The 12,805-nt window shown below is 41.7% G+C and carries 10 protein-coding genes and 1 pseudogene; 6 read left to right on the top strand and 5 right to left on the bottom strand.

Annotated elements, in window-relative coordinates; all coding sequences use genetic code 11:
• Window positions 1–348 (top strand): transposase (locus JMX63_RS06910; RefSeq protein ID WP_201571729.1); only part of this gene is annotated, 348 nt, incomplete at its 5' end.
• Between the two features lie 370 nt (window positions 349–718).
• Complete coding sequence (gene radA / locus JMX63_RS06915; protein ID WP_201571730.1) at window positions 719–2,155, top strand: DNA repair protein RadA; 1,437 nt, start codon at window positions 719–721, stop codon at window positions 2,153–2,155.
• Window positions 2,156–2,317: 162 nt separating this feature from the next.
• On the opposite strand, the pseudogene JMX63_RS14675 reads toward radA, so the two are convergent.
• Both JMX63_RS14675 and rodA read right to left on the bottom strand, forming a co-directional pair.
• Window positions 2,318–2,659: pseudogene (locus JMX63_RS14675) on the bottom strand (septal ring lytic transglycosylase RlpA family protein); the annotation flags it as partial.
• A 1,106-nt stretch (window positions 2,660–3,765) separates the two neighbouring features.
• On the bottom strand, window positions 3,766–4,908 hold the full coding sequence (gene rodA, locus JMX63_RS06925; protein ID WP_201571731.1) for a rod shape-determining protein RodA: 1,143 nt from the start codon (window positions 4,906–4,908) through the stop codon (window positions 3,766–3,768).
• 284 nt (window positions 4,909–5,192) lie between these two features.
• Here rodA and JMX63_RS06930 point away from each other — a divergent pair, with 284 nt between their 5' ends.
• Both JMX63_RS06930 and JMX63_RS06935 read left to right on the top strand, forming a co-directional pair.
• Window positions 5,193–6,140: a D-Ala-D-Ala carboxypeptidase family metallohydrolase gene (locus JMX63_RS06930; RefSeq protein WP_201571732.1), complete on the top strand. Its 948-nt coding sequence runs from the start codon at window positions 5,193–5,195 to the stop codon at window positions 6,138–6,140.
• 358 nt (window positions 6,141–6,498) lie between these two features.
• Window positions 6,499–6,984 (top strand): hypothetical protein, encoded by a 486-nt coding sequence (locus JMX63_RS06935; RefSeq protein WP_201571734.1) that lies wholly within the window; start codon window positions 6,499–6,501, stop codon window positions 6,982–6,984.
• A 146-nt stretch (window positions 6,985–7,130) separates the two neighbouring features.
• On the opposite strand, the gene JMX63_RS06940 is transcribed toward JMX63_RS06935, so the two are convergent.
• From JMX63_RS06940 to JMX63_RS06950, 3 genes are all read right to left on the bottom strand, one after another.
• The gene (locus JMX63_RS06940) at window positions 7,131–8,708 is read right to left on the bottom strand and encodes a M16 family metallopeptidase (protein ID WP_201571735.1); all 1,578 of its coding nucleotides are present in this window, start codon (window positions 8,706–8,708) and stop codon (window positions 7,131–7,133) included.
• Between the two features lie 67 nt (window positions 8,709–8,775).
• A complete protein-coding gene (locus tag JMX63_RS06945; RefSeq protein WP_201571737.1) occupies window positions 8,776–10,272 on the bottom strand; it encodes a M16 family metallopeptidase in 1,497 nt (498 codons plus the stop codon).
• Between the two features lie 65 nt (window positions 10,273–10,337).
• The gene (locus tag JMX63_RS06950; RefSeq protein WP_160022686.1) at window positions 10,338–10,487 is read right to left on the bottom strand and encodes a hypothetical protein; all 150 of its coding nucleotides are present in this window, start codon (window positions 10,485–10,487) and stop codon (window positions 10,338–10,340) included.
• A 774-nt stretch (window positions 10,488–11,261) separates the two neighbouring features.
• Here JMX63_RS06950 and ftsY point away from each other — a divergent pair.
• A complete protein-coding gene (gene ftsY / locus JMX63_RS06955) occupies window positions 11,262–12,173 on the top strand; it encodes a signal recognition particle-docking protein FtsY (RefSeq protein WP_227526712.1) in 912 nt (303 codons plus the stop codon).
• A gap of 54 nt (window positions 12,174–12,227) precedes the next feature.
• Window positions 12,228–12,794, top strand: coding sequence for a methylated-DNA--[protein]-cysteine S-methyltransferase (locus JMX63_RS06960; RefSeq protein ID WP_201571739.1), 567 nt, complete (start codon window positions 12,228–12,230; stop codon window positions 12,792–12,794).
• Window positions 12,795–12,805: the final 11 nt, after the last annotated feature.

Consider the following 12,805-nt stretch of genomic DNA (forward strand, 5'->3'; position numbering starts at 1 on the left):
GCAGAGGCCAATCTTGAGCACTTTGATGAGACTTGGGGCAAGGAATATCCGCATGTCATCAAGTCTTGGCGTAATAACTGGGAGGGCTTAACGGTGTTCTTTGAGTATCCGAAAGACATCAGAAAAGTGATTTATACCACCAATGCGATAGAGTCGCTAAACAGTGTGATTCGGACGGCAGTGAATAAGCGTAAGGTCTTCCCGTCTGATCAGGCAGCATTCAAAGTGGTGTACTTAGCCACCCAGCAGGCGTCTAAAAAGTGGTCGATGCCAATCCGTAACTGGACGTCTGCTCTGAATCGTTTTATGATTATGTTTGATGACCGTATCAGTAAGCATTTAATCTAAATGGCAGTTACACAGAATCTGGGATGGTCTCTAAAAAGGTGCCGTTAAAGTAGAGTTATGTTGGTATGGATTTTCCTTACTCCCTATGCATTTTGCTTTCCAAACGCTACGTAAAATTCATACCAATAATTTTGTAATTTCTAATTAACTAATAGAGCTGGCTACAACTATTTTATATAGAGCTTATAAGCCAGTTACTACTTATATCTATAATTAATATCTCTACAATTAACATCATCCTCTTTCAAGTACAGCTTGCAAAATCAATGGCTGACTTATCATGACGAACATTTTTGAATCAGCGCTTATAAAGCGTGACAATACTTTCTTCATTATTCTCGATTGATCCTCTGAATAAGGCTTATAAGCTATGGCAAAAAATAAAAGCAGCTATGTCTGTCAGCATTGCGGTGCGCATTTTGGTAAATGGGCTGGGCAGTGTACGGATTGCGGGGAATGGAATAGCTTGGTCGAAGCCCCAAATGTCAGCATGCCACATCACAATAAGAGCACCGCGAAGCCTAATAACGCACGAGCTGCTACTCGTGGTACCAGTGCGCCAGCTGGTAACTACTCTGGTATTCACAGTGCTGTTATGCCGCTTAATGCAGTAAGTGTGACGCTCGACACACGCCTACCAACCGGTATCAGTGAGTTCGATCGCGTGCTGGGTGGTGGGTTAGTGGCGGGTTCCGTAGTGTTAATCGGTGGTGATCCAGGTATTGGTAAATCAACGATTCTGCTGCAAACAGCGACCAATATGGCACGAGCTGATTCATTGGCAGGTAGTGCGTTATACGTGACAGGTGAAGAATCACTTGCACAGGTAGCTATGCGAGCCAAACGCTTAGATTTGCCTGCTGATAGACTGCGTGTACTGGCCGAAACTAACGTAGAAACTATCTGTGCTGCATTAACGCAAGAGCAGCCAGCCATCGCTATTATTGATTCTATTCAGACGATTTATACGGACGCTATCAACTCTGCGCCAGGTGGTGTCAGTCAGATTAGAGAGTCTGCAGCGATTTTGACTCGCTATGCTAAGCAAACGGGAACGGCGCTATTTTTAGTAGGACATGTAACCAAAGAAGGTACGCTAGCAGGTCCGCGAGTATTGGAGCATATGGTTGATACGGTACTCTATTTTGAAGGCCAGTCTGACTCGCGTTTTCGTATGATTCGTGCGGTCAAGAATCGCTTTGGTGCAGTTAATGAACTGGGCATCTTTGGTATGACTGATATGGGGCTTAAAGAAGTCGCTAATCCATCAGCGATATTTTTGAGTCGTTATGACAAACCTGTTGCTGGGTCAGTTGTCATGGTCAGTCGTGAGGGAACAAGGCCGCTACTAGTAGAAGTGCAGGCCTTGGTCGATGATTCACAAGGCTCGCCTAGAAGGATGGCATTGGGTCTAGATTCTCAACGTTTATCCATGCTACTAGCAGTGATGCATCGCCATGGTGGGATACATACCAGTGGACAAGATGTCTATGTCAACGTCGTTGGTGGTGTCAAAGTCATAGAGACAGGATCTGATTTGGCCGTACTGTTGGCTTGTGCTTCAAGTATTAAAGAGAGGGCATTACCATCTTCATTAGCAGTATTCGGCGAAGTGGGTCTATCGGGCGAGATACGCCCGGTACCTAATGGACAAGAGCGCCTAAAGGAAGCGATGAAACATGGGTTTAAGCATGCCATCATTCCAAAGGCCAATGCACCTGCTAAAGATGCGCCTCAGTTTAAGGGTATCAATGTGATTGCTGTTGAGCGTCTGGATGATGCTATCGAAAGCGCATTTGAGTTATAAGGTATATAGAACTAATAGTACTTCGTTTTGAGTAGTTTAGTCGCTACTATTAGCCTAGAGCGATAAATATAAACCATAAAAAAAGCCTAACTAATAATTAGTTAGGCTTTTTTTGCTATATAGGCTAACAATATTATTGGTCTCTAAAACCGATACCTAAAACTAAGGTCCTGCAACGCGCTCAATAGCAACGTTACCCACGCCTTTACTCGTAATACCGAGTTTTTTGGCAGCACCATAAGATAAGTCTAATACACGGTTACCATGGAATGGGCCGCGATCGTTCACTTTTACCACGACACTTTTGCCATTAGTCTTGTTAGTAACTTTGACATAGCAGTTCAATGGCAATGAGCGATGCGCTGCAGTTAAACCGTTCATATCGAAAGTTTCGCCACTGGCAGTCTTGCGACCATGAAACTTACGACCATACCAAGACGCAAGACCAGTCTGCTTAAATTTGCTGACAGAGTTAGAGGCAACAGCTGTTAGACGCTCTAATACGTCTTCATCATTGGTAACTTGTGTCGTATCATTGGCTAACAATGAGCTGCTAAGTGCCAATGAAGTCGGCTGACGGGCTGATTTTACCAAGCTTGATGCACCATCATGTTGACGGCTTAATTCACCAAGTACACGGTCAATGTGGGAGGCGTTATCTTGCGAAATCATAGCAAGTGTGGTCTTTGCTTCTACAGCATTTGCATTGGTAGCAACTGCAGAGCCAGCAAATAACATTGCTGACATTGTAAGTAAACCAGATAAACGCTTGTTCATAAATACCTCTATAACTTATACATCAAAACCTAACTCTAAATATTTTAGATTGAGCATGGCATTAATGTATTGTTTTCATATTGATTAATGCGTGGCTCTTATAGATATTAATATATGGTAATTTTTCATTTCATTATCATCAGTGTTCAGCAGAAGTAGAGCTAAAGTGACTGACGATACGCTCAAATGATAGTTAGCGATAAGCATTGAATACAAAGTCCAAAATCAGGACTGAGTGACAATGTCACTATATGTTGTATTTACATGATGTGCGATATACAAACTTCTTTAGAATGCTACGTTAATAAAAGGTTCAGAGGACATCGCGTATCGCTATGTTATCAAACCGTTAATTAAGTAGTGTATTTGAAAGTCTGGAATCTACAAGATGCTAACTATACGGCTACGCTACAACCTAAATATATTTAAATGCAAAGTTTATTAGTAGCTATGTACGGGTTATGTATCAGAGTACAGTAAAACGAGGTTAACGCAATTTTTTGTAAAAAACAAGGAATAAAATCTTTCTAGACTTATAGGTGGTTAACTTATATTGGAAATTCTGCCTATTTACTATTAGAAATAAGAGGCGCTAAAACGAATAATTATTTCGGATTTGTAACTATTATAGTGATTGATACGAACATAAATTATATGAAGATCATTAAAATAAAAGAGCCATAGCGCTAAGAATAAAACTCTTCTTCGCGCCATGGCTCATTGTCTTTTATCAAATCATTAGTAGTACAAAACAATTTATCTTAATGATACTACCATAATTATTACAACAACTTACTTGAAAGACGAATTATACAGAAATTATCCTATCCCAGTTAGCCAGATTTATGTGTATGGATAGACATGAGTAAACCAAATCCTGCCATCAGAGTCACGATAGCCGTACCACCATAACTAATGAATGGTAGTGGAACACCTACGACAGGCAAAATGCCGCCAACCATGCCGACATTGACGAATATGTAAACAAAGAAAGACATAGCGATAGCACCAGCCAACAATCTGCTGTAAACATCAGGATGGGTGAAAGCGATATATAAGGCGCGTGATAAAAGGCAAAAGTAAATGAACATCAGTAGCATCACACCGAGCAAACCAAACTCCTCGGAGAAGGCAGCAATAATAAAGTCAGTATGGCCTTCTGGTAGGAAATGTAAGTGTGATTGTGTGCCTTCTAGATAGCCTTTTCCAGTGAGGCCACCAGAACCAATGGCTGTCTTCGATTGAATGATGTTCCACCCAGCACCTTGTACATCTGCTTCAGGATTAAGGAGTGTTAATACCCGTGTACGCTGATAGTCGTGGAGTAAAAAGTTCCAAGCAAAGGCAATAAATGGTACAGCTAAAACTACAGCAGCAGAAATTAGACGCCATGAAAGACCTGCTAAGAAAAGCACAAATATACCGCTAGCAGCGACCAGTAGTGACGTACCAAGATCGGGCTCTTTAGCAATTAATAGCACCGGTACAATGATTAGTGCCAAGGTAATAGCAATGCTAGACGCTGACGGTGGCAAATCACGCTTAGACAAAAACCAAGCACACATCATTGGCATACCAAGCTTCATGAACTCTGAAGGCTGCACACTACCGAACCCAGGCAAATTGATCCAGCGCTGAGCACCCATACGTACTTCACCGATAATATCTACCAATACTAATAATATGAGCCCTAAGACATAAAATATAGGCGTAAAAGTACGATAGAGACTGGGCGGTATCTGCGCCATGGTAAACATCACAGCGAATGCCACACCGTAACTGACCATTTGGCGAATGACCATACCAATATCTTGGCTGGCGGCGCTGTATAGAATCGTCAGACCAATGCAACAAACCGTCAATAACAGTAAAGTTAACCATGGGTCGATATGAATACGTTGCCATAGTGTCGGTGCGTGACCTTGACCCAAATGATGGCTTTGACGTGAAAAACGATATTGCGGGTTAGAAGACATAGGCAGAATTTGGCTAACAATTGGTGTAGGAGGGAAGTACTAACTAAATTAGCTCATTATAAATAATGATGAGAAGCGTACTTAAAAGTACCGACTTTAATAAAAATATGCGAGCAAGCAATGGCTATATCATTCACAAATAATAATAAAGTCACTCAATTATAAAAGTTGTAAGGATAAGTGTTAATTATCAATATTGGACTTCAAATTAGAAGCGATAGTTTAGCCTGCTTGTTGAAAATTTGATAGTATCGATAAAACGTTTTTAGCGGTAGTTTCTTGCAATGATAAAATCAAAAATCCATGCGTATAGGCAAATTTGCCAACCTATTATCACCCTTATCCTATGTGCTGGCAGTGTCAGTGCTCATGCCGTTATTATCAGTGATGATAGTGAACGCCGTATTCAAATACGTCAAAGTAGCAGTACAAGCAATAACAGTAATGCGTATATAACGCCATCTACTAACAGCTCAAATCAGCGTCCTGGTGTCACCATGTTGAGTGGTGCGAGTGCATCAAATGGCGACAGTATGCAAAACTTGATTGTGCAAAAGCAGCGTGATTTCGAGATTGATGCTAGGTTGTCCATTGAAGAAAACAAACGTGTGAATGTAGTGAGACGTGGTACTACTTATAGTACAGCAAACAACACCTATAATGGTGCTTATAACGATTCTATGAGTATGGACTTTAACGCATGGTTAAATAGCAATAGCTATCGTGCCAGACAAGTAGCAGAGTATGAACGCTATCTCAGCGCACGAGTCGGGTCGCAGAATGTACCGCCACTGTCGCAACTGCTGACGACTGCCCGTAGTTGGAGTAAATGCGGATATGAGCCTTATCAACTGCCACCTCAAGAACTATGGTCTAACATTGTACCAACATTACGCCTTTATAGTGAGTTGAAAAACCAAGGTATTTTACCACTTAGTAGTGAGATACGTTCGGTATATCGTAACCCAGGTTTGAATGATTGTGCAGGCGGGGCAGACGGTAGTAAGCATATGAATGCAAGTGCTATGGATATCTGGGTACCTGAGTACGAAGACAATTTATGGCGCTTGAGTACCATGCATGATGGCTTATGCCAGTTTTGGCAGTATCAAGGACAGCCTTATAACTTTGGCTTAGGATTATATGCGACAGGGGCTATTCATTTAGATACTGATGGTTATCGTAAGTGGGGGTTCAATCACGCTAGTAGTTCTTCTTCTTGCCGTTATTAGTTGACCTGCCAAGAATCGAAAATTCAAATAATTATAAAGTTAGCCGAGATAACGCTAGATATATATTCATTTTTATATATACTATTCCGGTATTTACTAAAAATAATAATTTTGTAATTATTTGGTAGGATTGATAGGTTAGACGCATGAGTTCATTAAAAATTTGTTTGGTCTTTAAAAACTATGCTTTAATAATATGTGTTATCAATCGCCTTTATATTTTCATGGCTCATAAAGAAAACCATCAAATTTACTTTAAGCGAAAACTATGAAAAATCAGCGCTCGACAATGAAAAACTATCATAAATTAAATAACGAAAAGCAAAGTTTTTTGCACTCGAAATATAGGTATGGCGCTTTGTTTACTTCTGCACTTATGTCAGCATTACTGATTAGTGCATGTAGTAAAGAGATGTCCTCTGAAAACAATATGATAGTGACGGATAAGGCTGATAGACATATACAAAGCTCTAAAGAGATAGAAGATGGTATCAAGAACTCTTATGCTCGTTTGGCATCTAAGCGCTCTGATGTCTGTCCAAAATTAATTCAAGAAGAAACAGGTAATCAGGTTATTGAACGTATATCAGAGGTCATGGTAAATGACTACTGTGATTATTTTTTATATCCGCGAGAGGGTCAGCGCCTCAATGTTAAAGTAGATAACCGTCAAATAGAAGCGCTATTAATTGTGCCGACGCTACATAACTTTGCCAATGGTAATTATAAAGTGACGTCTTATGATAAGCATGTTATCCGTTTGAGCTATAACGGGGCTACCCATAAGCCTGAGCATTTTGTCTATGATGTTACGCTAAAAATTTCTGATGCCAAGTATTCTTAATACTAAGCATTCCTAATATTTCACTTCTTATTTAAAGATTATAGCCGTTCAAATATTAATGGACATATTATGAGTAGTATTTTTTACCATTTATAATACGTCCATTGGATTGATAACGCTTATTTCTAATATTGCTTCCTAGCGATTTATTTCTTACTGGTTTTTTCTACCACTTTCTTTTCTTTCCAAGGATCTTCTTGCCCAACCGTAACTATTAAAAAGTTATCAGGCTTTAGCGTATCTCGCATGGTTTGATTGACCTCTGAAAGTGTGACTTGATCAATGCGATTGGTATAGTCAGCTAAGTAATTATTCGGTAATTGGTAAAAATTCATCATTCCAAGTAAGCTATTGATACCTACATTGCTCGCAAATCCCATCGGGAAGCTATTTTTCAGATTATCTGTAGTTAAGCGCATCTCCTCAGTGGTGATACCCTTGTCCAGCGTTTCGTTGATAACCGCTAAGCTTGCATCAATGGCCGCACGCGCCTTGTCATTACGTGTCGAAAAACCAATCTGGTAGGGACCTCGAGAGAGCATTGGGTTCATCGATCCTGAGATTCCATAAGTATAGCCAAGGTTTTGTCTCACCTCAGTCATTAGTCGCGCATTAAAATCACTGCCTGCCATGACTTCGTTTCCAACAGCAAAGTTGGTTTGCTGCTGCTGTGCTATTGGGTCGGTAGCTCGTTTGCTACCTAGCTGTCCCATGAGTACAGTGGTTTGAGTGCTTGGGAATGGAATATGAACGTGCTGCGCTTTGGTAAGCGGTTTCGGCTCAGGTAAATCAGTGGCAGCTTGGCCAGTAGGCAATTTAGCAGTGATGTCTTCTGCCAGTTTTTTGGCTTGTTTTAATGTCAGGTTGCCGGTCATAGCAACAGACGCGTTTGCTGCAACTAGATATTTATTTTTAAAGTCTATCAGTTGTTGCTTCTCAATCGTAGGAACGCTTTCTAGCGTGCCGACTGATGGATGCGCGTAAGGGTGAGTACCATATAGAGCCTCGTTGAAAGCGATACTTGCTAAGCTATTAGGATCTTGTTTTTGTTGCTGCAGGCCTACCAACAGTCTTGCTTTATTGCGAGCTAGAACTTGCTCGTCAAAGGTAGGTTCACTCACCATCTGTGTCATTAGGTCAATGGCTGGCAGGAGATGCTTATCATCAGATAGGCTACGCAGTGAAACAATAAACATATCCTTATAGGCGCTACTGCTTAGATTGATGCCCAACGTTTCCACTGCACGAGTAAATGCATTTTCATCTAGGCTTTTTGAGCCCTGTTCGAGCATCGTCGCTGTCATATTCGCAATACCAAAACCATCCTTTTTGATACTACCATCACGCGCGCTACCAGCATTAAAACGCAAATCAACATCGACAATTGGCAAGGTGGTCGTTTGTACAAACATAACAGGTACGCCAGACTTGGTCTTAAACTGTTGAATGGTCGGTACGGTGACTTTTAAAGGTTTGTCATCGGCTAAGCTGGTCAGTTTAGATAGAGCAGCAATTGGCGCACTTGCATCGACTGCAGCAGGTGAGCGGTAATCTTCAGCAGCTGTTGTATCAGCTTGAGCAGTAGTAGCCAAGATGCTAAAAGCAAAAATTACGCTAGCACTGAGATAAGATCCCTTTTTAGATGCGATAGTGCTTCTTATAGAGGCTGAAGCAGTTTTAAAAGATTTTGGTTTTGCTTTAGAGTCGTATTTATTCTGAATCATGAGTTTCTTCTTATTAAGAATACGGTGCTATGGCCATTTTTATGAGACATTTGATAATAGGCAGCGACTATTTCGCTGGGGTTTTACTGTCTTTAGGTGGCACGACATGCATCACCGTCAAGTTGTCTTTGACCAAATATTTTTTGCTGGCAGCCTGAATGTCAGCCACACTGATACCGTCGAGCTTAGCTGGTAACTTAGCAAGCAGTCTGTCATCTAGACCGATAGATTGTAACGAGCCAATCATACGTGCCTGTCCTTCCATGCTGTCTTGCGCATAAATCAAACCAGTAACCGTATTGGTCTTGGCGCGACTGATCTCGTCATCGGCAATAGGATCGGTTTTTAGCTTTTCTATTTCCGAAGTTATAGCTTGTTGTGCTTGCTCTAAGCTGACGCCTTCACGCGGTGTTGCTTGAATCAAAAACAGCCCATCACCGCGATCTAGCAAGTCGTAAGAAGTACCAACCGTCGTCAATATACCTTGCTCACGTATCAGTCGACTCTCTAAGCGTGTAGATAAGCCGCCATCGAGCACATCTTGCGCAAGTGAAAGGGCATAAGCTTGTTTTTCATTGTTGGTGCCTGCCGTGGCAAGGCTTGGCACGTTGTAACCCATCAGTAGAACGGGCACTTGAACGGCTTGCTCAGAGTCTACCTTTTGATAACCACGGAAGCCTTTTTGAGTCACAGAGGTACGTTTGGGTAGGTTGCTTTTTTCTAAATCACCAAAGTAACGTTTGACTTGAGTAAGTACTTCTTGTGGTTGCACGTCGCCGACGATGACTAACGTTGCATTATTTGGTGCATACCACGTCTTATACCAATTTTTTAGATCTGAAAGTTTAATCGATTCTAGCTCGTTCATAGGTCCAATGACAGATTCGCCTTTTGGGCTGTCAGGTAAGGCCAGCAGACGAAATGACTCATACGCTTTAGCAAGCGGATTGTCATCAGTACGTTGGCGACGCTCTTCCATGACCACTTGATGCTCTTTAGCAAATTCTTTGTCATCAAATATAAGGTTTTTCATGCGATCTGCTTCAAGCTCTAGCGCTAACGGCATACGATTGGCAGGGAATAGCTCGTAGTATCCGGTATAGTCATAGCTGGTAAAGGCATTATTGACACCACCAAACTTAGCAATTAGCCGCTCATAATCATCACTAGAAACGTTGGTCGTGCCCTTAAACATCATGTGCTCGAGTAAGTGAGAGATACCACCTTTATCAAGAGGCTCATCTGCTGAGCCCACTCGGTACCAGATTTGTGTCATAGCGACTGGGGCACGGTGGTCTTCTTTTATGACGACTTTTAGACCATTTTCTAACTGATATTCATGTCGACCTGACATATCCATTGTCAACTCAGACGGCTGAGTGTCTTTGCTCGTTTTATTTTCATCTGATATGTTTTGAGCCAAGCTATCAGTTGCGATTGAGCTTGTCGCAGTTGCAGAGTTAATAGGCATCGTATTGGTTTGACATGCAGCAAGTGACGCTGCTACTGCTAAGGCACAAGCAATGCGTAATGGCGCAGCTGCTAGAGGTAAAGACAATGGCATGGTATGGTCTACTTATATAAAATAATAATAGAAGAATTAAATGCTAATCATAGCGATAGAAGACATTACAAAGAGGTCTGAGCACCAACCATAACGCTAGCAGTCGGTCTAAACTCTTGCGTCGTGGTGCAACCTGTCACCAATATAGTCGTCGTTAATAAAATAGCCACACTGATGCTGCTGATTTTTTTGTAGTGCTTAGAGAATAATGACATAACGGATTCCTAATAAGTATTTATCGAATAAGTCTTGGTAGAGTAGGCGAAGTCTGACAAGTAGCAGGTCAGAGTTTTGTGTCTAAACCTTAAGCAAAACTTTCTCAAATCATTGAGTGATTTTTTAAACAGATAAATTTTGACGATAGTCTAATAGGGTAAGGGCTGAGCATGACTTGAATTATGCTAAAATAGGTCAAAATTAAGCGTCATGTCGCTCGTAGCCAGATGACAATATGCAAATCCATTAACAATAAACAAATAATTGATTGTGATAACTTTTAGGGCAAACTTATGAACAACCCAAACAATAGCAACCGCGTAGTCATTAACCTTGATACTGGTCTTGACGACTTAGATGACGATGATATTACCTTACCCAGTCTACCGGTGCAATCTGTGCCCATTATTGATGAAACAGAGAGTGTTGCTCCGCAAAAGGACAGTACGGTAAACCAAGACGTCTCTAGTAATGATGCTGCGGACAATATTGCTTTAGCGACGCCAATTGTTATGACAGAAGAGCATAATGTCCCTAAAGGTAATTCTGAAAGCTTTTCGAGCGCTAAAGAGACAGCCGCTGCTACAAGTCAAACTAATACTGCGTCAACCATTCCTGCTATGCCATTGCAAGAGCAATTGGGTGATACACCAAGCGTAAACCCAGTGGCTGACAGTAATGTACAGGCAGCTACTACCAAAGAGCCTGCTACAGAGTTACAAGAGTCACAAGAGACTAAAGAAAATAAGAAAAAGGGCAGCTGGTTTAACCGTATGAAAACGGGCCTCAGTAAGTCACGCAAAAACTTAGCTGAAGGCATGGTCAGTATCTTAATCGGTGGTAAAGAGATTGATGACGAGCTATTAGAAGAAGTCGAAGATCAGCTATTGGTAGCCGATATCGGCGTCAACGCGACGAACCGTATCATCAAGAGCCTCACCGAGCAAACAGATCGTGGTGACTTGATCTATGCACATTCTTTATATAAAGCATTGCAAAGTGAATTGGTTGATATCCTCACACCAAAAGTTGAGCCATTGGTGATTGATACTAGCAAAAAGCCATTCGTTATATTAGTAGTAGGTGTCAATGGCGTAGGGAAAACCACAACGATTGGTAAGCTTGCCAAGCGTCTACAAGGTGAAGGCAAATCAGTCATGCTGGCAGCGGGTGATACGTTCCGTGCGGCAGCTACTGAGCAGCTACAGATTTGGGGCGAGCGCAATCATATTCCAGTGGTAGCGCAAGGTCATGGTTCTGACAGCGCTTCTGTCATTTTTGATGCGATGCAGTCAGCCAAAGCAAAAAATATTGATGTACTCATTGCCGATACTGCGGGACGTCTGCAAAACAAGACACATTTGATGGCAGAGTTGGAGAAAGTCGTACGTGTCATGCGTAAAGCGGATCCAAGTGCCCCGCATGAAGGTATGATTGTGCTGGATGCTGGCACGGGTCAAAATGCTATCAACCAAGTCGAACTGTTTAATAAAGTTGTGCCACTGACAGGCATTACTATCACCAAACTAGACGGTACTGCTAAAGGTGGTGTGGTGTTTAATATTGCCGAAACGACAGATGTGCCTATCCGTTATATTGGTGTGGGTGAGTCGATCGATGACTTGCGTTCTTTTAGTCCGAAGCAATTTGTCGCCGCTTTGTTCGAGACCGATGATAAAGAATAAGAGGGCCAGTTTTATCTGGTAAATCATTTTTAGAAGAATAGGGAAGTAGACGCTATGATAGTTACCACAGCAGCCTTTGGGTCACATCGATTAACACTGATTGCTCGTGTCAATGAGCATGGTCAGCCTATGCTTGTTGAAGCAAACTGGCTGCTGGCAGGTAACTCATGGCATAGTTCAAAATCTGTACCCAAAATTAAAAAGTACTATGGCCTGACAGATGAAGACTTTACCTTTATAGATAAAAATAGCCTAAGCATGAACAAACCTGCTCAAGCATTATTGATAGAAACGATTTTCCAACTCAAAGACTATGCTGATGGTAAACGTAAGACGTTAGATTTGCCTTTAGACTTCTCTATGGGCACTGAGTTTCAGCAAAGAGTATGGCAGGCATTACAAGGTATTGAGTATGGCGAAACCATTAGCTATGCCACACTCGCGCAGCGTGTCAACAGTCCAAAGGGGTTTCGTGCGGTTGCGCAGGCTAATGGTAAAAATCCTTTTAGTATCATCGTTCCTTGTCATCGAGTCATTGCAAGCGACGGTAAGCTCGGTGGCTATACAGGCGGGCTAGATAAAAAAGAGTATTTACTAGCACTTGAAGGAAGTTGGACATAGAACTGAGTCTG

This window comes from Psychrobacter nivimaris (genome assembly GCF_904846365.1).
In the GTDB taxonomy this organism is placed as follows: domain Bacteria; phylum Pseudomonadota; class Gammaproteobacteria; order Pseudomonadales; family Moraxellaceae; genus Psychrobacter; species Psychrobacter nivimaris_B.